17 protein-coding genes are annotated in these 22,865 nt (G+C 51.6%); 5 read left to right on the top strand and 12 right to left on the bottom strand.

All coding sequences use genetic code 11. The features are described 5' to 3' along the window. Window positions 1–74: 74 nt before the first annotated feature. Together Q0499_RS15460 and leuA are read right to left on the bottom strand one after the other, a co-directional pair. Window positions 75–1,706 carry an MFS transporter gene (locus Q0499_RS15460; RefSeq protein WP_299200825.1) on the bottom strand — a complete coding sequence of 544 codons (1,632 nt, stop codon included), beginning with the start codon at window positions 1,704–1,706 and terminating at the stop codon, window positions 75–77. 222 nt (window positions 1,707–1,928) lie between these two features. Continuing rightward, window positions 1,929–3,587: a 2-isopropylmalate synthase gene (gene leuA, locus Q0499_RS15465; RefSeq protein WP_299200829.1), complete on the bottom strand. Its 1,659-nt coding sequence runs from the start codon at window positions 3,585–3,587 to the stop codon at window positions 1,929–1,931. Window positions 3,588–3,963: 376 nt separating this feature from the next. Here leuA and Q0499_RS15470 point away from each other — a divergent pair, with 376 nt between their 5' ends. The 3 genes from Q0499_RS15470 to Q0499_RS15480 all read left to right on the top strand — a co-directional run bounded on the left by Q0499_RS15470 (window position 3,964) and on the right by Q0499_RS15480 (window position 5,686). Further along, complete coding sequence (locus Q0499_RS15470) at window positions 3,964–4,455, top strand: Lrp/AsnC family transcriptional regulator (protein ID WP_299200832.1); 492 nt, start codon at window positions 3,964–3,966, stop codon at window positions 4,453–4,455. 141 nt (window positions 4,456–4,596) lie between these two features. Further along, the gene (locus Q0499_RS15475) at window positions 4,597–5,055 is read left to right on the top strand and encodes a hypothetical protein (RefSeq protein ID WP_299200835.1); all 459 of its coding nucleotides are present in this window, start codon (window positions 4,597–4,599) and stop codon (window positions 5,053–5,055) included. A gap of 160 nt (window positions 5,056–5,215) precedes the next feature. Then, a complete protein-coding gene (locus Q0499_RS15480; protein ID WP_299200840.1) occupies window positions 5,216–5,686 on the top strand; it encodes a hypothetical protein in 471 nt (156 codons plus the stop codon). Window positions 5,687–5,803: 117 nt separating this feature from the next. On the opposite strand, the gene Q0499_RS15485 is transcribed toward Q0499_RS15480, so the two are convergent. From Q0499_RS15485 to trmH, 9 genes are all read right to left on the bottom strand, one after another. Beyond that, complete coding sequence (locus tag Q0499_RS15485; protein ID WP_299200845.1) at window positions 5,804–6,895, bottom strand: DUF3524 domain-containing protein; 1,092 nt, start codon at window positions 6,893–6,895, stop codon at window positions 5,804–5,806. Between the two features lie 6 nt (window positions 6,896–6,901). Beyond that, window positions 6,902–8,134: a hypothetical protein gene (locus Q0499_RS15490; RefSeq protein WP_299200848.1), complete on the bottom strand. Its 1,233-nt coding sequence runs from the start codon at window positions 8,132–8,134 to the stop codon at window positions 6,902–6,904. 78 nt (window positions 8,135–8,212) lie between these two features. Further along, entirely contained in the window at window positions 8,213–9,409 is a 1,197-nt protein-coding gene (locus Q0499_RS15495) for a hypothetical protein (RefSeq protein ID WP_299200851.1), read from the bottom strand. Window positions 9,410–9,501: 92 nt separating this feature from the next. Further along, window positions 9,502–10,986, bottom strand: a complete 1,485-nt coding sequence (locus Q0499_RS15500) for an SPOR domain-containing protein (protein WP_299200854.1) — start codon at window positions 10,984–10,986, stop codon at window positions 9,502–9,504. A 336-nt stretch (window positions 10,987–11,322) separates the two neighbouring features. Beyond that, window positions 11,323–13,473 (bottom strand): TRAP transporter fused permease subunit, encoded by a 2,151-nt coding sequence (locus Q0499_RS15505; RefSeq protein ID WP_299200857.1) that lies wholly within the window; start codon window positions 13,471–13,473, stop codon window positions 11,323–11,325. A 95-nt stretch (window positions 13,474–13,568) separates the two neighbouring features. Next, a complete protein-coding gene (locus tag Q0499_RS15510; protein ID WP_299200860.1) occupies window positions 13,569–14,597 on the bottom strand; it encodes a TAXI family TRAP transporter solute-binding subunit in 1,029 nt (342 codons plus the stop codon). A 299-nt stretch (window positions 14,598–14,896) separates the two neighbouring features. Further along, a complete protein-coding gene (locus Q0499_RS15515; protein ID WP_299200863.1) occupies window positions 14,897–16,273 on the bottom strand; it encodes a sigma-54 dependent transcriptional regulator in 1,377 nt (458 codons plus the stop codon). Continuing rightward, on the bottom strand, window positions 16,270–18,348 hold the full coding sequence (locus Q0499_RS15520; RefSeq protein ID WP_299200867.1) for an ATP-binding protein: 2,079 nt from the start codon (window positions 18,346–18,348) through the stop codon (window positions 16,270–16,272). The genes Q0499_RS15515 and Q0499_RS15520 overlap by 4 nt, the downstream gene beginning before the upstream one ends. A gap of 95 nt (window positions 18,349–18,443) precedes the next feature. Continuing rightward, complete coding sequence (gene trmH / locus Q0499_RS15525; RefSeq protein WP_299200870.1) at window positions 18,444–19,142, bottom strand: tRNA (guanosine(18)-2'-O)-methyltransferase TrmH; 699 nt, start codon at window positions 19,140–19,142, stop codon at window positions 18,444–18,446. Between the two features lie 165 nt (window positions 19,143–19,307). Between trmH and Q0499_RS15530 the strand changes: the two genes are divergently transcribed. Both Q0499_RS15530 and Q0499_RS15535 read left to right on the top strand, forming a co-directional pair. Continuing rightward, complete coding sequence (locus Q0499_RS15530) at window positions 19,308–20,174, top strand: prephenate dehydratase (RefSeq protein ID WP_299200873.1); 867 nt, start codon at window positions 19,308–19,310, stop codon at window positions 20,172–20,174. Between the two features lie 257 nt (window positions 20,175–20,431). Next, window positions 20,432–21,106: a tRNA (adenine(22)-N(1))-methyltransferase TrmK gene (locus tag Q0499_RS15535; protein WP_299200876.1), complete on the top strand. Its 675-nt coding sequence runs from the start codon at window positions 20,432–20,434 to the stop codon at window positions 21,104–21,106. A 169-nt stretch (window positions 21,107–21,275) separates the two neighbouring features. Here the strand turns inward: Q0499_RS15535 and putP are convergent, their stop codons facing one another. Beyond that, the gene (gene putP, locus Q0499_RS15540; RefSeq protein ID WP_299200879.1) at window positions 21,276–22,766 is read right to left on the bottom strand and encodes a sodium/proline symporter PutP; all 1,491 of its coding nucleotides are present in this window, start codon (window positions 22,764–22,766) and stop codon (window positions 21,276–21,278) included. Window positions 22,767–22,865: the final 99 nt, after the last annotated feature.

A 22,865-nucleotide genomic window follows, 5' to 3' on the forward strand; every position in this document is an offset into this window, starting at 1 on the left:
AATAGCTTTTCAAACGACTGCATCACCAGAAAGCCACCGCCAGGTGGCTTTTGTGTTACTGGCTGATTTTTTACTCAGGCAGAATTAGACGCTGACTGGCTATCCTCCTCATCCAACTCCCGGGCAATATGCTCCAGCATCAAATCGATCTCGCTACGTTCCGCATCATCAGCCCCTGCTATTAACGCTTCCTGCAGCATCGCGTTGATCCGTTCCTTGCGCAGAATAAACAGATCACGCAGTGAATAAGCGATCGCCAGGCGTTGCTCAGGGAACAAGGTTACCAGCATTTTTATCAGCTCACCGGAACGCTTAGGCAACGCCAGTACCATATGAATCGCCACATCCCGTGCGGTCAGAGAGGAGCCCTCCAGTGCAGTACTAATCAAGATAGCCGGGTCTTTTGGCTGCTGTGCCAGAGCGACCAGCAGCAACTTAAGTTCAGGATCCCGAATTTCAGCAAGATTGTAGTCAAGCTGAGGTCCCAGCACAGAGGAACCCACCGATGTGCCTTGCAGGCTAACCTGATATTTCGAGTGACTCTCTAAGGTTTCGGTACGCACAAACAGTTTACGTACCACCAAAAATACCGCGACAAACAGATGCACCGCCACCAGATAATAGTAAAGCCAGATAGTCTCAAACTGAGTCATCAGAAAACCGGCAATGATCGGCCCCAATACACCGCCGCAACCCAGCAGAATCTGCATCATACTGGTTGCCGACATCGCCTCTTTCAGATCGATATGATCGAACACCTGAGTCACTGCCAGCGGGAACAACGCCACCCCGGAACCACCGGAGATCAGAAACAGCACCACCAGCATCTCCACCGGCATCGGAATAAAGTACTCGGTGACGATCAGTAAGTTACTACAGATTCCCATCATCATCAGGCCCGCAGCGACAAGACGTTTATCATAACGATCGGCCAGCCAGCCAACCGGGTATTGCGTCAGCAATCCCCCCAACTGATAGGACCCCAATACCAGCGATAACCAGATACCCGTAATGCCATGATCGTAGGCATAAAGCGATATCAGCGAGACACTGGCGGCACTTATCAGACCGGCACAAAAACAGGACAACGTGCCCGAGGGCGAATAATTCCACAGCCTTTTCGGCGACATTGGACGAGGCCGACTGGGCAGCTCCGGCAAGGGTAAACGACTCATCGACATAATAATCAAAGAGATACAGAGAAACACACCGATAAGACCAAACAAGCGAGGATCATGCTCACTGGACAGGCTGAACAAAAACGGCGCAGAGCCAAAGCCGATGGCAAAACAGATCTGATAGGTGCTGAATACCTTTCCCCGGTTGCGCTTATCACTGAGCACATTCAACCAGCTTTCAAGGGTAATAAAGCTGGTGACAAAACAGAATCCGGCCACCATTCTTAACGCACCGGTGACCCAGATATTGATGAAATAACTGTGACATACCGAGACGATTGCCAGTGTCGCGGCCATCGAGGAAAACGCCCGGATATGACCGGCGCGAAGCACCGCACGGGAGCCAAACAGTCCCGCCATAATCGCCCCGACGGCAAACATACTCATCGCCATGCCGATATCAGAAGAAGCGAAGCCCCCTTCCCGCAGACGTATTGGCAGCATCACAAAAAACAGGTTATGACTCACCGCCACCGCGAAGATAGAGAACAAAATCGGTTGAATGCGAAGTAAAATATTGGACTCCATTGTGTTCCCTGATCCAATAATCAAAACTGAAACAATACCTGCTCCAGGTGATGAGAAAAAGTTACATTTTGGCTTACTGATACTATTTGCCCACACCCTTCGGGCCGGCAGATCGCTCTTTAAACAATACCTGCATTAAAGTGTTACAGCAAAAAAAAACCGGCATCAGGTACCGGTCTTCCCTCTTTAATCGATCACATTAATCGATCTCATCAATCAATCTCAGGCCGCCTTAACTGTTTCAATACCGGTCCGGCTGAATGCGGTCAGCATCGCTTGTAAAGCCGCGGCAGAGGTATCTTCAGCGACCGCTACAGCACAATATTCCTCTCCGTTGATCTGCACGGCGATCGATGCCTGAGCATTAGCATCAGTACCACCACCAATCGCATGCTGGTCGAAGTGGATGACTTCAATGCCGCAATCAAATGTCCTTGTCAGTGCTGCGCACAGGGCTTCAAGTGCACCAGCCCCCTCTCCGGTCAACTGTTGTTCGCCAATTTTAAAACGGGCGCTGACCCGGTGACCTTCTGTGTGCAGGTCATAATCATGCAACTGCCATTGAGCGTCGACCGAGATAAAGTGTTCATCAAACAAACGCTTGATGTTAGTCGGCGAGACCTCTACACCACTCCGCTCTGCGGCTCCCTGAACCACCCGACTCAATGGGAAATGCATCCATTTTGGTAAAGAGATGTCGTAATCCCGCTCCAATACCAGCGCTACACCGCCTTTACCACTCTGGGAGTTAATACGCACCACCGCTTCATATTCACGACCAATATCCCGTGGATCAATCGGCAGATAGGCCACATCCCAGTGAGGTTTCTTATGCTCGGTGTGATAGTTCACCGACTTACGAATCGCATCCTGATGGCTGCCGGAGAATGCGGTATACACCAACTCTCCGGCCCAGGGATGGCGTACACCCACCGGAATGCCTGTGCAGCTTTCAACCACTTCGTTGATCTCCATGATGTCGGAGAAATCCAGCTGCGGGTCAACACCCTGGGAGTAAAGGTTCATGCCCATGGTAATCACATCCATATTACCGGTACGCTCACCGTTGCCCATCAGTGTACCCTCTATCCGGTCAGCACCGGCCAGCATACCCAGCTCTGCAGCGGCCACCGCACAGCCCCGGTCATTATGGGTGTGCAGACTGATACGCACATACTGACGGTTTACCAGATGACGGCAGAAATACTCGACCTGATCCGCAAAGCGATTAGGGGTGGACATCTCCACGGTTGCTGGCAAGTTGATAATGATGTCGCGACCACTTTCAGGCTGCCACTGATCAATCACCGCATCACAGACTTCAATTGCATAATCCATCTCAGTGCCGCTGAAACTTTCCGGCGAATACTGGAACGACCACTGGGTGTCGGGATGCTGCTGAGCGTACTGTTGCACCCATTGCGCCCCTTGCACGGCAATCGCCTTAATCCCCTCACGGGACTGGCCAAATACCTGTTCCCGTTGCACCGTTGAAGTAGAGTTATACACATGGATAACCGCTTTTTTTACCCCGGACATCGCTTCATAGGTGCGTTTGATCAGATCTTCACGCGCCTGGGTCAGCACCTGAATGGTGACGTCGTCAGGGATACGGTTTTCATCCACCAGCTTACGCACAAAATCATAATCGGGCTGAGAAGCGGAAGGAAAACCGACCTCAATCTCTTTAAAACCAATCTTAACCAGCAGGTCGAACAAACGGGTCTTCTGCTCAACATTCATCGGATTCACCAGCGCCTGATTACCGTCCCGAAGGTCTACACTGCACCAGTCAGGCGCCTGTGTCAGGGTCTTGTCTGGCCAGCTACGGTCGGTCAAACTAATCGGTTCAAATGCACTGTATTTACGATGGTCAAACATAGTGTTGTCCTGCTCGTCATCTGCCTCTGTATGGCAGTTTTTTGGATTTATAAACGGTTATTGTGTTGAAATCCCGCGCGGGAGAGCGCGGGACCAAATCTGTCTGTCGCATACTTGTGGTACACACTGATCAGTCCGGTAGACTGGCGCTTAAACCTGATTAGACACTTCTGGTGTTGTCATCCACATCCGCTGATAACGGTATGCTTTGGTGGCTCCCGGCAAATATTTATCGCTGCAGCAATCAATAGAGCAAAGTTTAAAGCCTTTGTTGCGCAATAACCGATCTAAAAACAGGAAAAACCATAAATTTGCGCAATAAATAATAACTAAATATACTTTAACGATAGATATAATTGCGCAGAGTAATAAAACCATGAAATCAAAATACCCTTTCGACCGTTTTGACTTAAAAATATTGCGCGAACTACAGCATGATGGCGGCGTGTCAAATCAGGACCTTGCCGAGAAAGTGGGTCTGACCGCTGCGCCCTGTTCCCGACGGGTAAAAGCACTGGAAGAGGCGGGGGTAATAAAAGACCGGGTTGTGAGAATCGATGAACGCGCAGTCGATCTGAACCTGATCGCTATACTGCATATAAGCATGGATAAGCATATCCCGGAACGGTTCGAAACGTTTGAAACGACTATCAGCAGTTTTCCTGAAGTGATGGAATGCTATCTGATTACCGGCCACGATGCGGATTATCAGCTAAAAGTTGCAGTACCGGATATGGACCGTTATCACGACATTCTACTCGGCAAGATCACCCGTATACAGGGGGTCACCGGGGTAAAGTCAGCGTTTATTATGCGTAAAATCGTCGATACGACAGCCTTACCGCTTAACTATCTGGGCCGTCAATAAAGACGATACATCGGAAAGTAGAGAAAAATATAAACAGGACGACCGATCAAACGAGCGTTTAAACAGTGCATTGCAATCAGAAACTGTAACCGTATAATCGTGCCAGTTTTTCAAGAATCACTCACTCAGGGATGGGTACTCATGCCACGATCAACTCTCGTTCTTTGTCTTCTATTACTCACCGGTTGCAGCGGTATTAATCAGCCTGGTCAGTTTTCCAATAGCAGCACCGCCCAAACATCCGTTTGTGTTGGCCAGGGCATCTGTACTGCCGCACTTGCAGTCGAGCAGGATGGCGGGGATTTTAACATTATTGTCAGTGGTACTTATCACCCCATTAAAGCGGCCAGCATCTGGGTCGATGGCACAACTTACCCACTCCAATCCCTTCAGCCTGAAACCGGCTACCGCAAGACCGCCACTGGCCAGCGAGTCTCTATCCACCGATTCAGCTCAGAGTTGGCTATCAGAGAAAAGCTGGAACAAGGCGTACGGGTAAGAATCGGCGCCGACCTGCAAAGCTATTCGCTGACACGCACCCTGAAGCGGCCGGGATATACTGATGAAGCATGGCACACTATCCTCGCAGTACTGGATTGAGCTGACTTAAAAGAAACGATAGACCGGCCCGAAGGCGCCTGTTATCACCGTTATCTTACATTAAATAGGGAAACAGTTGCCTGGTGACATTGCAGCCTGAACTTTCGCCGTTATAATCAGCAGTTAACACTATCCAGTATCTTTCTGAAGAGACGCACACATGAAGTACTCGCTGATATTTGTCCTGGCCTTACTGGCCGGCTGCAGTAGCTTAATGAACCAGCCAGAATACAAACTGCCAGGCAACCTCACTGATCAGGAGATTCATCCGCTCAGCTGTAATCAATTTGATCTCTGCAGCGCGTTGTATGTTAACTATGATCGCCCAAAAACCCTGAAAGTTGCTGTCAGCGGAGCCTATCATCAAATTAGCGGTGCAACGCTGTGGATTGACAATAAAGCCTATCCGCTTACACCAGCCATCAGCTACACCCGTAATGGTTTAACTGAATCCGCCAAGCGTATCTCCATGCGCCCATTCATCTCCGAAACACCACTGAAAGCGGTGTTAAATGGGGCGATGAAAGTCAGTCTGGAAACCAATCAGCAAAGCTTTAGCTTCAACACCATCATGAAAGATGAAGGCTTTGTTCACCCTGAGTGGCGCGCTCTGCTGGCGGGTTTTAACTAATATCTGACGGGTTATCTGAGCTCTGGCTGGATTTACTGCCAGCGCTCAGGCCAGTGCAGCGTAGGCTGGGCTGCTCTTGCCTGACAAACAGGCATCCTGCTCAAAACCTCTCTTAAGTCATGCAGTGGTACTCTCAACGCGCTGCAATAATCGCTCATACTGAGTAGCCATATTACCCCAGCTTAATGTTGATATATCCGGTGCAGGAGTGCATTGGCCTGCTTGCTTCATTTGCGCATAATGCACAACGGCTTCGACCAGGCTTTCACTCTCCCCCTCTCCGCTGGTATAACAGCAATCCGCAGGGAAAAGTTCGGTATACGCCAGTCGGTTTGGTACCAATGGCATTGCTCCTGCCGCCACCCCTTCCAGTACCGCAATCCCTTGAAAGTCATGCAGTGCTGTTGAAAGAACAATATCAGCCTGTTGCAGCAGTCGTCGGTATTCGTCTACGGACTCGACAAATCCCATACATCCCGCCCGACCTTCCAGTAATGGCTTTAACTGACGCAACGGTTCAGGCACATTACGAAATTGCTGACCGACAACATCCAATCTGAAATCAACACCTGCATTACACAGCCCCTCTACAGCACTGAGCAACTGCTGAGGTCCTTTATCAAACTCCCAGCGGTGATTCCAGACCAGGCGCACAGCCCCCGACTGGGGCTTATGAGGCAGATATGCACTCTGAGGCAGCGGCACCTGAAGCACCGATGACCGCTGCTCCAGCCGTTCAACCACCCCCGCGGGCACCTGATCCGGCAGCTTTTTCAGCAACTCACGGCAGCCTGTAAGAAAAGTCATGCGGTTATAGGCGGTATTAAAACAGATATGGTCCGCTGCCAGCGCCGTATACAGGTTCAGAATTTTCGGCTCAACATTGCCATACTCCCGACCGGACTCCGGGTAGGCAAACTGATTTTCGTGAAAATAAACCAGCGTTGGAATGCTGGCCAGATGGGGCACAAACCCCCTCAGAGCAGAGAGATCCGTCATTGAAGTGGCAATCACCAGATCGTAGTGTTTCTCCAGCGTCTCTCTTTCGTTGAATGCCCAACTCAGACTATTACCGCGTATCCGCCAGGAGAAATATCGGGGCGGCAGAGTCATCACCGTCCACTGATGCTCGCTTAGATTTTCGACCAGACCTTTATGCCAATAAGCGTGACTGGCGGCATCATAGGCAGAAAGCAGAAGAATTTTCACAGGCGATTAGTGTTTATACAAAGAGCCATAACTACGTACCCAGGCATCGTCTGCCAGAGCAGCAGGAAGCTGTGATTTGAGTGCCCGCTGGGCATCAGCTTTATCGCCAAAATTATCCTGTAGTAAAACCACAAAGTCATTGGAAGCAAGGTTAACGGTATGTGCAGCTCTCTGTAAGCTGTATTCGCTAATAAAGCGCATCACAGCCTCTTCGCTTGTTAACCTGGCAAGTTGTACTGCAAACCGTTCGGGGGGTTGCGCCTTTAGCCAGTTGATATCCATCAGCGATGCTTCAGCACTGCTCTGAATATCTGCACGGTTATTCAGGGTGTCCGGATCGGCAACGGGAGTCTGAATACTGATTGCCGTTGTATCTACGCGTTGCAGATTGATATCTGACTGTTGCAGATCCACTAAAATCTTTTCATACAGCAATCGGGTCTTATGATTACCCCACTCAATACTGGCATCGGCTAAAGCCAGCGCCTGAAACAGATCCCGGGACACCCCCTGACCTTCAGAGTAAACCAGCGCGAGATTATGGGCTGCATAAGCATTTCCGGCAGAAACTGCCTGGTTATACCAATAAACAGCCGTGCGAGGGTCAAAGTCAATCAGCAGCACTCCCAATGCCAGCTGCGCTTTATCATTTCCCGAAACAGCAGACTGCTCGATCCAGCGGCGGGCGGCAACCGGATCTTTTTCCACCCCCTCACCTTGTAGCACCATCAGCCCGGTTTTTAACTGACTATCAGACAGCCCGGACTCTGCTGAGCGTTGAAACAGAGCAAATGCCTGGGTGATATCTTTTTCAACACCTTCGCCCTTCTCATACAGCATTGCAAGATTCCGCATCGCCTTCGGATTACCGAGCTCTGCAGACTGTCGGTAGTATTTAAGGCTCTGTTGCAGATCAACAGCAGTGCCTTTGCCTTGTTGATAGGCTATCGCAAGATTGTAAGCCGCTTCAGCTTGATTACCGGCAGCGGAGATGGTCAGCCACTCAAGCACTTTTTCCCAATCGGGCTCACCACCATTGACCCCCAGAGCATACAGACGAGCGAGAATAAAGGCGGCCTGCGGATCACCCACCTGAGCCAACGGAAGGCAGCTGTCATAGGCTTGCACCACTTTACCTTCGCGGTATGCTTGCTGACACTGCTGCATATCCGCTGCATTGACTGCGCTGGCCAACAGCGCAATAGCCGCGGCAATAATTAGCCTTAACCTCTGAAACATTATTAATCCTTTAATCCTATCAGATCTGTTTTTAATTCAACCTTTTTACAGATTGTCATAACACCCCGATACCAGAGTTTAATTAACTGGCATATACGCACCCAGAATGGCCCGATACGTCCGATACCAGACCATCCCGGATAGCCTGTCAGGAAGATTTTCTGCAGCGATGGCCCTGGCACCACTTAACGAAGCACTGGATTCTGCATAAAGCACCACATACATGTTCCCGGCAGCCGTTACCGCTCTGAAGTAGTTGGCTTTGCCTTCCAGTTGATTATTTTTAAGAAAAGATTTAACCGACGCTTCATCACTCAGCTGTATCAATTGCAATACATAGTGACTCTCAGGCTGTGACCTTAGCCAGTCAAAATCATGTAAACCGATCTCTGTTGTAGCCTCTGTTTTAACCGGCACTACAACATCAATCGCTGCATCAGTTTCTGCAGTTGCCGTGTGCTCAGGCAATTGAGCCGGAACAGGCACAGCAATGGATTGCAACGCTTCAGCGGCAACAGACTGAGACGCTATTTTATGGGACTCCTCTATGGCTATCTGCTGCCGAAGGCTTTCCGCCAGGTCAACAGCCGGCTCAGACCCCAGGCGCACACTCTCCGAAGCGTGGTGCAGTGCCTTGTCCAGATCCATAACCACGCCATCAGGGGGCTCACGATAGAGCAACGCAAGCTGATAGTGGGCATAACTGCTGCCCTGCTGAGCGGCAAGCTGGAACAATGTCATGGCCTGTTGCGGATCACTGGATTTAAGCAGTGCCGCCAGGGTAATCCGGGCACTCTGATCGCCTTTATCTGCAGCGATGGTCAGCCAGTGACGGGCCTGCGACAGATTCTGCTCAGTCCCCGCTCCTTTAAGGTAATTGATGCCGGTTTTTAACTGGCTGGCGAGATGCTCTTGTTCCGCTCCTTTCAAATACCAGTGAAAGGCAAGCGGCAGATCCTGCGGCACAACATCGCCACGTTCATAGAGCGTAGCCAGATTGTAACAGGCAGGACCGTAACCCTGATCAGCTGAACGAGTCAGCCACCTCAATGCCTGCTGCAGATCGGCCGTGCCGCCATTAACGCCCTGACTATAAAGACTGGAGAGAATAAAACTGGACTCGCCGTCCCCCTGTTCTGCCAATGGCAGACAGGTCTGCAGCGCGGCTTGGTTTTGCTTATTCTGATAGAGAGAGCGACAACTCTGGTCTTCCGCATAAACAACTGAAGACCAGAGAAGAAAAGCACTTAACAGGTAAAAAACAGTTCGGGCCATATAACGTCCGTACCAGCAGTTTCAAAGTTATCGTGAGCAAACAGGGGAACTAGCCGGGAGATCCACACCCTCCGTACCTGATCCTCGTTTTATCAGGACTCTGGTGGCAGGTACAACTCCTGTAAGCGTCTGTATTTTCGCACCCAGTGGCTTTTACGGGCAGATTCAGGAATCTCAGCGAGCGCCGCCGTTGCCTCAGGTATGGTTTTGTAATCACCATAGATGAGCACGTAGAACAGACCCGCTTCACGCTGCGTACGAAAATATCTGACGCTGTCCGGCAGGTTATGCTTTTTAATATAATTAAGAATCCCGACTTCATCGGTGCCATACAGAAGCTGAATAGTAAAATCAGGTGGAAACTTATCCATCACCCAGCCATCAGGCAGGGCATAGGGGTTATCCGGCTGCCATAGTGGCTGCTCGGGCTGAGCATCCTTCGACTGCAGATCGTCAGACTGCCTATCCTCAGATACTGACGCAGTCTCTGCTTCAGACGCTTGTGTTGCTACAACCGCCGATGTCTCAGTAACATCAGCTGGAGCCGCTGGCACATCTGTCTGGGTCTGAGGCAACACGCCTTCAACGGCAAGGGTAGCCAACAGCAACTGCTGCTCACCGGAACCATTATCAGGGATGGACTCCCGGATCTGGCGTGTCAGCTGTTGCTTCTCTGCCTGCAGTTCAACCACTTTCTGCTGTTCGGTTTCAAGCCGGATCAGGTTTAACAAAGCAGCCGCTTCACTATTCCCAGCGTCCACCGCCTGCTGTGCTAACTCAGCAGCTTTATTATGGTCGGCTTCAACACCCTGACCGGCATAGTAGACCAGTGCCAGATTTTGCAGCGCCAGACTGTTGCCCTGCTTCGCCGAACGTTGATACCAGCTGAGGCTTTCCTGCGGATCAATTTCAGCCAGCATCACCCCCATTGCCACCTGGGCGTTTGCATTTTCTGCTTCAGCGGCTTTCCGAATCCAGTGCTGGGCTGATGCACGGTTTGCGCTCACCCCTCGCCCTTCAAGTAGCATGGTCCCCACCTTCAGCTGAGCCCCAACCAATCCCTGTTGGGCCGCTTTCAGATACCACTGATAAGCCTTTGACTGGTCTTTCTCTCCCGCTGCTCCGGTTTCAAACATCGCGCCGAGCAGCTTTTGTGCCTTCGCATGTTGTGCCAGTGCTGCCTGCTGATACCAGTGACGCGCCTTACTATTACTCTGACCAACACCTTGGCCCAGTTGGTAAGCAAGGCCAAGACGATAGGCAGACTCAGGGTGGCCTTTTTCGGCAGCAACCTGATCCCAGAATAACCCTCGCTGATCATCCTCAACGGTCCCGAGCGCCTGATAGTACATCGTCGCCAACAGGAAAGCGGCCTTAGCATCACCCAGTTCAGCAAATTCCTGACACTGGCTGCGGGCGCTCTGATACTCAGCTGAAGAGAAAAGTTGATAGCACTCGCCGTTGTTTTGATCCGCAGCTGATGATACAGAGGAAAAAAGCAGCGCAGAACTCACGCCAAGGAGTGTCGGTAAACGAAAAACCAGATTCAATCGTGTTGACTTCGATCTTATTAACATAGTCCCTACCGCAAGTCCGAAGAGTCTTGTTTACAAGCCTCTTCATAGCATTTGTACTGCCTAGCTCCCCCCCGGAGTTAAGCAGAAAACTGGCGACCATAACAATCCACTGTTAGGAGCCATGTATAAAGCCAGCCTTTATCTTACAGACAGCACCATCACAAAGAAACTCAACCAAAGCAAAAATGGCACCTGTATAGCAAAGCACAGGGAGCAAGCGCTCAGACAGACAATTTAGCAAATTGTCACCGCGGGAATAAGTGATATTGCTCACTATTTATGTGAAAAACGAAAAAAACCGGCCAGAAGGCCGGTTTCGGGATCAGCAAAGCAGAATTAACCGGTTACCGTTGCTCCACTGAGCTGAGTATCTCGTTTAGATCGACTATAGATAAACAGTGCCAGAAAAACCGCCAGTGCAAGACTACTGATCCACCACTGACCATGGGGCCAGAGCATCAGCACACCCGCCGCACCGGACACCAGTCGCAGCAGAATATTCAGCGGGCTTTCCAGGTATCCCTCCATGAACCCCACCAGCGCATAAATACCAAATATCGAGAAGAAGAAGATACTCAGCACCTCAGCGGTCGTGCCACCAATGAAGTTGGTATAGGCAAACAGCAGTGGCACGATATAAAGCCCCTTAGCAATCTTCCAGGCGGTAAAGCCGGTCGCCATCGGCGGTGTTTTGGCAATGGCCGCAGCAGCAAACGCGGTCAGACACACCGGCGGAGTGACGTTAGAGTCCTGTGACAACCAGAAGATGATCATATGGGCAGACAGCAGAATCATCGCCAGCTGCGCCGGATCAATCGCCTGCTCCAGCAGCTGACCTTTAAAGTCACCGGGCACCAGCGCCAGCAACTGCTGGGCATCCATTTTACTCATCGGCTCTGCCAGCAAGGCAGCCTTATCGGCATCCACCAGCAGGAAGATCGTGCGGGCCACTTCTGGCAGTGTGCCGTTGACCATCATATCTACCAGCTGCATCTCCGCGATCAGGTTATACAGTGCAGGGGCTGACAGTGTTGCCAAAACAATATAGGCCGCGGTGACCGGCAGTCCCATACCCAGAATCAACGATGCCAGCGCCACCAGCAACAGTGTAATCAGCAAACTGCCACCGGCCCATTCGGCCACCATCAGGGAGAAGGTGTTACCGATACCGGTCATCGCTACTACGTTAACCACCAGGCCCACAGCGATAAGCAACATCGCCGTGGTCGCCATATTTTTAGAGCCTTGGGCCAGTGCATCGAAGACATCCCGGAAACCCATCGGATGTTTCGACAACCAGGAAGACACAACAACCGAAATAATGGAGATACCGGCGGCATAAGTCGGCGTAAAACCGTAGATCAGCAGGCTGACCAGGACCACCAGCGGCAACAGATAGTGCCAGCCATCACGAAACACCTCACCCACAGGACGGGAATCCAGTTCGACCGCCTGGGCCTGACTTCGCATCGCTTCAACCCGAACAAAAAAGCCCACCGAGAGGAAGTACAGCAGTGCCGGCAATGCCGCCACGGAGATAACATCCACATAGGGGATCTGAGTATAGGACGCCATAATAAACGCCCCGGCCCCCATCACCGGCGGCATCAACTGCCCACCGGTCGAGGCCGCCGCTTCCACACCGGCGGCGAAACGGGCTGGAAAACCCGCTTTCTGCATCAGAGGAATGGTGATGACTCCGGTGGATACGGTATTCGCTACAGATGAACCAGACACCGAACCCATCAGGCCAGAACCCAGCACCGCCACGAAACCGGGGCCACCGACCATCCGCCCCGCCGCACAGCGGGACAGCTCTATAATAAAATCGCCGGCACCGGACTTCACCAGAAAGGCACCGAACAGAATAAACATGAACACATAGGTCCAGGAGATCCGGGCGATCTGCCCAAACATCCCTTCGGAAGAGAAATAACTGCGATACAACAGGGTTTCCAGACTCAGGCCGGGAAAACCAAAGATCCCGCCGACATACTGTCCCCACCAGAAAACATAGGTCAGGGCGACAATAATCATGCAGGGAATAAACCAGCCGGTGGTACGGCGGGCCATCTCCAGCGCGATAAAGATAGCGCAGAGCGAGAACACCCAGTCAAGATCATCAAACTTTACCCCTCGGGCATAGAGGGCATCTTCAAAGCCGATCAGGTAGAGGGTACAAAGAATCGCTGCACAGCCTAGGAGAATATCAAGAATCAACGTGATACGACGACCCGCCGCCGTATGACTGCGCATCATCGGCACCATCAGCGCACACAGCATGGCAAAGCCGCCAAAATGGATGGCAGACACCCACAATTCAGAGACAGTACTGAGGGTATTAAAGTAGATATGTGCCAGGGCAAATATAACACCGACCCAGTAGATAAAGCGGCCTGTCAGCGATTGTTCCGGGCGCTGTAATAGCTCCAGGCTCTTCAGCTTGGCAGCTACTTCCTCATCGGTATTAGTATCAAGAGAACTCATAGCGGTATTCCGTTGACGGTAGACGTAAAACATAAGATAGCGGGGGCGTTAACGGCCCCCGCTAGATCACTGAACTGATCGATTAAAGGGCCAGATTACTCAGCAATAAGATGCTCAGGAATCGTCAGACCCGCTTCTTTGTAGTAACGGGCAGCACCTGGATGCAGCGGCAGTGGCAAACCTTCAATCGCCTTTTCCAGGGCCATCGCTTTGGTTGCCTTATGGATACCGTTCAGGAACGGCAGGTTTTCATAGATGGTTTTGGTCAGCATATAGACATCTTCTTCTGACACATCATCACGAACCGCCAGGAAGTTAGGCTGTGCCATGGTGTTGATATCTTTAACCTGACCTGGATAGGTGTTCGCCGGAATCACAAACCGGGTCCACAACTTGTAGTTACCGTTGGCTTTTTTGATCTGCTCATCGGTAAAATCCAGTACCGTCATATCACTGCCCAGCGATGCATACGCCCGGGTAATCGCCGACGTTGGCACACCTGATGGAATGTTCATCCCTTCGATAGTACCGTTCTGCAGCGCATCCGCACTTGGGCCATAGCCCATATATGCCATATCCAGGCTATCCGCTTTCACCCCTAAACCCTTGAGGATCTGCAACCCGGACCCTTCAGTACCTGAGTTTTTCTTACCGATGGAGAATTTCTTACCATCCAGCGCGTTCAGATCGTCGACCGTGCCGGTTTTTGCCAGATCAGATTTGACCACAAACTGCTCAACGTTCTGCCATAACATCGAAACAGAGCGGAGGTTCTTCTTCGGACCGGTAGCGGCAAATGCGCCCTCACCGCTCCAGGCCCATGCGCCATAGAGGCCCTGCAGAATAGAAAACTGCGCTTCATTTTCATTCATCAGCTTGATGTTCTCACCGGAACCCGCTGAGTTAATCGCCGACAATGACACATTATATTTCGGTTCAAGCTTCACTTTCGTCAGGGTTGCCAGCGCAACACCCACCGGATAGTAGGTTCCACCGGTAGAGGCAGTCGCCAGAATATAGGAGCGATTCTCTTCAGCCTGTGCAATGGATACGCCACCCAATGCAGCACTCAGTGTGACCGCAAGGCCCAGGCCTTTAATCAGAGTTCGTTTACTACTTTGCATGTTAGCTTCCTTCTCTCGGGATTTATTGTTAGTTTCCATCTTATATAGCAATGCCAGTGCCAAGCCTGATAAAAAATCACAACCCTATGATAAATAAACATTATTTATCATATCTGTCATGCTACAACAGGCGGTATAAGCAAAAAGCTGCCGATAGCCAGGCCAACACATAAGCAAGATCTTGCTTATAAAGTATAGATTTCAGCCTCGATGAGGCCAAAAAATCACCCTGTGGGGCCGGATACAGATAAGTTAAGCAGAGTTTTTCAGGAATGCAGGAGGAATAAGCAAGTTTTTGCTTATTCTCCGGTTGAGTCGATAAACTGGGAGCGGTCGATCTGATATTTAACCATTTTCTGATTCAGTGTCCGGCGTGGCAGATCCAGCATCTCCATCACCGCTTTAATATTGCCGTTGTGCTGCCGCAGTGCTTCGCAGATCACCTTGTATTCAAAATTAGCCACCTGCGCCGCCAACGGCAGATTACTCTCCACCCGGTCACTGCTCATCGGTTCGATGGCGGTTTCCGGATAGATAAGATCAGCCACCGGCAACGTGTCATCCAGGGCAAAACGCACTGCTATATTTTTTAGCTCCCGGACATTACCGGGCCAGGGGTACTGTTGCAGATTGGTCAGATCCTGACGATTAATGCCCCGCAGTTCTCGCCCATGCTGGGTCGCTGCCTGACGGGCGTAGTATTCGAACAACAGCGGAATATCTTCGACACGATCGCGTAACGGTGACAGATAGAGGCAGGACACATTGAGCCGGTAGTACAGATCCTGGCGGAAGTTTTCCTCTACTGACAGGTCCGCCTTAGACGCCGCAACAATGCGCAGATCCACCGGCACCTGTTTGTTAGAGCCGAGCGGTTCAATCACACCTTCCTGTAAACTTCGTAAGATCTTCACCTGCAAACTGGCGGGCATACTTTCGATCTCATCCAGCAACAGTGTTCCGCCATCGGCATGCTGAAACTTACCGGTACGCTTTTTAGCAGCACCGGTAAACGCCCCAGCCTCATGGCCAAACAGCTCGGTTTCGATCAGGTTTTCGGGAATGGCGCCGCAGTTAATCGGCACAAAGTTATGTTCGCTGCGCGGGCTGAATTCATGCAGGCACTGGGCCACTAACTCTTTACCGCTGCCGGTTTCACCGTAGATAATGACACTGGTATCCAGTGCCGCATATTTTAGAATATCGCGGCGCAGCTTCTGAATAGCGGGAGAGATGCCAATAATTTTGCCATCGATGCCACTGCGGGATGCCAGATCCTGTTGCAGACGCAGGTTTTCCAGCACCAGCAAACGCTTTTCACAGGCCCGGTTAATCGTCTCGACCAGGCGTTCGGGTACGAAAGGTTTTTCGATAAAGTCATAGGCGCCATCACGCATGGCACCGATCGCCATATCCACATCACCATGTCCGGTGATCAGAATAACCGGCAGTTCAGGAATAATAGAACGGGCCGCCTGCATAAACTGCAAACCATCCATCTCCGGCATTTTTACATCACTGACCACCACCCCGGGGAACTGTTCATTCAGATGAGTCAGCGCCTCGGCGGCCCGGTCGCAGGCAATTACCTCAAAACCGGCCATCTTTAACCACTGTGATGTGGACTGGCGGATAATCGGATCATCGTCCACCAACAAAACCTGACCTCTGTTCATGAACACTCCTCTGACTGCCTGATTAATGGCAGAGTAACGCTAAAGCAGGTATACCCCGACCGACTGTTAACCCGAATCACTCCGCGCAGATCATGCACAATTGAGCGGACGATAGGCAAGCCTAAGCCCAGCCCTTCACCAATCGGTTTAGTGGTAAAAAAGGGCTCAAACAGCTGTGCCTGACTCTGTTCATCAATACCCGCTCCGTTATCCACCACATCGATGGTCACGTTTTCAGTATCACAGTGAATGCCTATTTCCAGACGAGGTTCAGCCACGCCTGTCAGGGCATCACAGCCATTGCTGAGCAGATTAACAAAGATCTGTTCCAACCGGGCACTGTCACCACTCACCTGTAACTGCAGGTCGGGCCGGGGATACAGCAGCTCAATCTGTTGCTCTTCGATACGCCCGCGAAACAGGTTTACCACCTGATCAAGTGCCAGCAACGGATCAACCGGTGACAGGTGTTGCGGCTTCTGATAGGCAAAGGTTTTCAGCTGTCGGGTAAGCACCGTCATGCGACTGATAAGATCATTGATCAGCTCAAGATTACCGTCCAGCTGCTCGGTCTCCTGCCGTTCGATCAGCTGGCGGCAGATCGCAATATAGGTTCTCAGCGCGGTTAACGGCTGATTTAGCTCGTGTACCACCGCTGACGACATCCGCCCCAGTGCCGCCATTTTCTCCGCTTGCACCAGCTCTCCCTGGGCTTCCCGCAGTGCCTGAGTACGCTGTTGCACCTGATGTTCCAGCTGATCATTGGCTTGCTGCAGCGCCCTTTCCAGACGTTTGCGCGGTGTTATATCGATCACCGTTACCAGATAATTGGCGGTCGCTTCCCGCTTCATCTGTTTGATTGAAAACAGCATGGGAAAGGTATTTCCATCGGAACGCTTAGCCACCGTTTCCATCGCGGTGACCGGCGCAAACCCACGGGTGCCGAGACGGTCCAGCACCCGCTTCATCACCCCCTGATACACCTCCGGCTCGATCAGATCACCGATATAAGTGCCCTTAACTCTAGGCATCGACACACCAAACTGCTGCATCGCCATCGGATTGATAAACAGAATTCGCCCCTGGCTATCCAGCGTGATCATGCCGACATGGGCATTATTGATAATATCCCGCTGCCGCGATTCACTCCGCTCCAGCGCTTGTTGCGTCTCACGGCGGGAGATATGTTTTAACTGCCGCTCCCGCAGCAGAAACACCAGCAACGAGATAACGATAAAGAAAGCAATGGTAAACAGCGTGGCATTGCGCTGAATACGGGTCACCTCACGCAGGTCATTAAGCACCGAAACCTGCCAGCCAAGATCATCCAGAGTGACCGTCTGCAGCACCGAACGTTTACCATCTTCAAGTTCCACCAACGTAATTTCTGAGCCGTCGTAGAGCTTTGTTATCTGCTGCTTCTGGATAAGGCTCTGTAGCTGTTTAACCGATTGATAGGGTTTACTGGCCATCAGAATATGGCCCGCCTTACTAAACAGATAATGGCTGGTCTGATCAAGTCCGGCCTGGAACAGCTCAAGGTCCAGCCGCACCGTTGCCACCCCCAACAGCTGACTTTTCACATAGATGGGCGCTGAAAGGTAGACAGCACCGTCACTCTCAGCCGCAGGCAACACCAGTTGAAAGCCCTGTTGCCCCTCCAGCGCCTGCAGAAAATAGGTTTGCTGACGATGGCTGACGCTGTAAAAGTCCTGCTGTGCCCGCCAATGACTGAACGCCTGAGCACGCCCCTGAACATCCAGAACAAACAGCGCTGTCGAGCCCGCCACCAGGTTAGTTTGTTCTAGGTAACGGCTGACCCGGGCAATTCTGTCCGGCGAGGGGTCACGCAGCAACTCAGACACATCGCCACTCTGTGAAATGAGAAATGGAAGGTATTTATAGTCCGCCAGCTCCGAGCGGGTCTGGCTGATAATACTCAGCAGCTGACTTTCGCCACTCTCCTTCAGATCAGTCAGTGCCCAGTCACGTACAAACTGGGTCACCAGCGTCGTCCCCATCAGCGACAACACCAGCATCAACAGGGCAAGCGGAACAAAACGCGGAAACTGCATTCACTCTCTCCTGTTGTTTCTCAAAGCCCAGAGCATAAAAGCCTTGATCATAAAATTCAGATCTTAACAGTGAACTATCTGAACCGGTGCCGCCATTACCACTGACGGGTTGCTGCGGTGCCTTCCCGGACAGCCTGATACCAGGCGGGGGCATCCGTCAGCGCCAGCAACTCATCCAGAGGAGGATATTCCAGGCCTTTTTTATGACAAAAATCAGCAAGATCGGGAAAGCTCCACTCGAACAGCGTATCCCGGTATTCCTGCGGGTCAAGCCGGGAGGTCTCATACATCCCCGCCTTCAGACGCTGATTCTGCGCTTCCACCAGGATAATACCCGCTGCAGTAGACACATTGAGCGACCCGACCATCCCCATCATCGGAATCAGAATATGCTCATCAGCAAGTGCGGCACCTTCATCACTGACACCAAACTTTTCCGCCCCCATCAGTAGCGCACAGGGAACGGTAAAGTCGACATCCCGATAATCGATTGCCCGGTCAGAAAAATGCGCCGCATAGATCTTCATTCCGCGCGCCTTCGCTACGCCAATAGCCTCGTTAACACTGCTATGATTCTGCGTCTTTACCCAGCGATCACTGCCCCGTGTAGTGCCATTAAATGCATAGCCTTCCTTTGGCGTAACGGTATGAATACGGGGAATCCCCACCGCATCGCAGGTGCGAATCAGTGCCGCTATATTACGGGGCTTATGTACCTGATCGGTAATCAGCGTCAGATCGGGCTGTCGCTGATTGAGGGTCTGAGTAAGTTTAGCTGTGCGTTCCGGAGTCATCGGGGTCCCAAAATAAGCTGGCTGGTTTGCAGATAAGGATGCGGTTAAGGATGCAATAAACAAAGTTGCGCCACATATTACTGAAAAATGTCAGCCGGCTCACTGCAAAAAACAAAATCTGTGACATAATTACCGCCTTATTATGTCTGGCTAAACGGAACCCACATGTCAGTTACACCGAACATCATCGCGTTTCAGGGCGTCGAAGGCGCCTATTCACACCTATCCTGTCGTCGGGTATTCCCCGAAATGGAGGCGTTTGCCTGTGAAACCTTTGTTGAAGCGATGCTGATGGTGGATCAGGGCAAAGCCCGGTTGGCGATGATTCCGTTGGAAAACTCCACCGCAGGCCGGGTCGAAGAGATCTACCGGCTGATGCCCAAGAGTCAGCTGCACATTATTGGCGAGCATTTCGAACCGGTTAACCACTGCCTGCTGGGTATCAAAGGCAGCTCGGTTGAGCAGCTAAAAACCGTCTCTTCACACCCCCAGGCGCTGGCCCAGTGTGATGGTCATATCAAACAGCTGGGCATCGACCCTATTGCCGCCTTTGATACCGCCGGTTCCGCCTATGAACTGGCACAGAATCCGGACGCTACCCATGGGGCTATCGCTTCCAGCCTGGCAGCAGACCTTTACGATCTGGAGATCCTGCAGGACAACTTTCAGGATGTCAGTGGCAACACCACCCGCTTCCTGATCCTCTCCCGTGAACAGGGAATTCCCCAGCGCGAAGCGGAGGTATCCTACATCACCTCACTGATGTTTACCGTGCGCAACATCCCCGCAGCGCTGTATAAGGCACTGGGCGGCTTTGCCACCAACGGCATCAATATGGTGAAGCTGGAAAGTTATATCGGTAACGGCCTGACCAAAGGCGCCAGCTTTCATCTGGATGTTGAAGGCCATCCCGATGACCGGATGATGCAATACGCCCTGCAGGAACTAAACTTCTTTACCAAAGAGATGCGCAACCTGGGCACCTACGAAGCCCATGAGTTCCGCGCTCAGAACCGGCCATTGCCGGAGTAATTCAGCCATAAAAGTAGCAGGCCCGATAGATAGAATCTGGATATCGGGCTAAACCTATCTCGCTAAAAAATGCTGATTATAGGTTTCACTCAATGAGGACGCTTAGCTCTGTTTTTGTCCAACCCGTTGTTCCTTACTAACGAATAATAGAGTCGATAACACTTATCAGATAAACGAGTGTAAACTGCCTTTCCCCCACACACAGAATAGAAAAGCATTACAATGCGGCCAATTTCAACCCTCAACCAGGCCATCCCTTGAAGCGCAGTAAACGATTAACGCAGATTGAACAGCTGGTGACACCCGGCTATACCCATATCTGGGATTGCTGTTGTGACCACGGGTTTCTGGGGGCTGCCCTGCTATCGAGTCAAAGCAGCGCACAGATCCATTTTGTTGATGTTGTGCCCACAGTGATAACGGAGCTGGAAAGCAGGCTGCAACGGTTTTGTTCAGACTCCGCGACACGCTGGACAACCCACTGTCAGGATCTCACCGAGTTACTCCTGGAGCAGTATTCGGGAAGGCAATTGATCATCATCGCCGGGGTGGGCGGAGATCTGATCACCCAGTTTGTTGACGCTATTCAGCAGAAGCACACCGGGCTGAATCTTGATTTTCTGCTCTGCCCGGTGCATCGCCAGTTTACCCTGCGCCAGAAACTGATCGAGCTTAATTTCAGTTTGAAAGATGAAGCGCTGGTCGAAGAGAATCAGCGCTTTTACGAAGTCATCCTGGTGTCATCCGAGAGTAACGTACACTCCCCCATCAGCCCTGTGGGAGAGAAAATCTGGCAATCAGACTCAGTCGAACAACGTCGTGTCGTCGAGGAATACCTGCACAACACACTCAACCACTACCAGCGCATTCAACACGGCAGCTCGACTAACGTGAAACACATTATCGAGGCTTATCGAGGGATAACGCTTTAAAGATCAAAGCACCCCAGAGCCCTGCCGGAAAACAGGCCATGATCAATACCAGCAGGCTAAGAATAGTCTGCTGATTCCGCTGATAGTGTTCTATCACCCACACATGACTGCTACATCTACTCTGCACCAAAAGAGGAGGCGACTGAAGGGTTATGCCATTGAGCTGGCACTAAGTATTGATCTCTCGAAACTCATCAGCAGATTGAGTCGCAAGACTGACCAGATAGATCGCTAACCAGGAGGCGATGAAGCCCGGAAGGATCTCATACACCCCCGGACCACCCAGAAAGCTGCTATTCCAGCCCAGCTGAATCCAGGCGATGACGGTAATCGCCCCCACAACGAGCCCCGCCACGGCCCCGCTGCCAGACATCCGCTTCCAGGTGAGCGCCAGAATAATCAACGGGCCAAACGCCGCACCAAACCCAGCCCAGGCATGGCTGACCAGGCCCAGCACCTCGGAATCGGGATTACCCGCGACCACCGCTGCGACTATGCCGACCAACAGCACACTGATCCGGCCGACAAAAACACTTTCGCCCTCGCTTGCCTCCTTATGCAGGAACAGGCGATAGAAATCCTCCGTCAGAGATGACGATGACACCAGCAACTGACTGGAGATCGTACTCATGATCGCCGCCAGCAATGCTGCATAGAGAAAGCCCGTTATCAGCGGATGAAACAGCAGATCCGCCAGAATAATAAAAATGGTTTCGGCGTCTTTGACATCCAGCCCGTTACGCACCGCATAAGCGCGCCCGAACACCCCCAGACACACTGCGCCGATCAGCGAAATCGCCATCCATGACATACCGATATTACGAGCCGTCGAGACTTCCCTAACCGAACGAACCGCCATAAATCGCACAATAATATGCGGTTGGCCGAAATACCCCAACCCCCAGGTAACGGCTGACAAAAAACCGACCAACGTCAACCCATGCGTCAGGGAAAGAAAATTCGGATCAACAGCGGAAAGCGTTTCAGAGGCCTGACTGAAACCACCACCGCCACTGCCAAACAGCACTACAACAGGCATCAGCACCAGCGCAATCATCATAATACAGCCCTGTACGAAATCAGTCAGACTGACCGCCAGGAAGCCACCAATGACCGTATAGGTCAGTACAATACCCAGCGTCAGCCAGATTCCCACTGAGTAGTCGCTGAATCCACCCACATTGATCAGCCCACCAAAGGCGCTGGAAAACAACTTGCCGCCTGCCACCAGGCCAGAGGCGGTATACACCGCGAAAAACACGACGATAATGATTGCAGATACCGTGCGCAGAGCAAAGGCGCGGGTCGGAAAACGGTTGGCCAGAAACTGAGGAATAGTCAGACTGTTGTCATAGCGTTCGGTCTGCTCACGTAAACGTGGCGCGACAACTATCCAGTTAACCAGAGCACCAACAAGCAATCCTATACCAATCCATGCCTGTACCAGTCCTGACGAAAACAGCGCCCCCGGAAGTCCCAGCAGCAACCAGCCGCTCATGTCCGACGCGCCAGCAGATAGCGCCGCAACCGAGGGTGGCAGATTTCGTCCACCCAACATGTACTGTTCAGACGATGCGGTCGACTTACGCCAGGCATAAAAACCGATCCCGATCATCAAAACAAAGTACAGAGCCAGACTAATCCAGACGCCGATAGCCATAATATTCCTCCCTTAATCAGGCCGCACACACACCTGCTGAGCAACCAGAGTTTTTATTCGAGTACATTAAGTAGTAGTTGTAAATGCGATAGTTCACAA

Source organism: uncultured Amphritea sp., from assembly GCF_937127095.1.
Lineage (GTDB): Bacteria > Pseudomonadota > Gammaproteobacteria > Pseudomonadales > Balneatricaceae > Amphritea.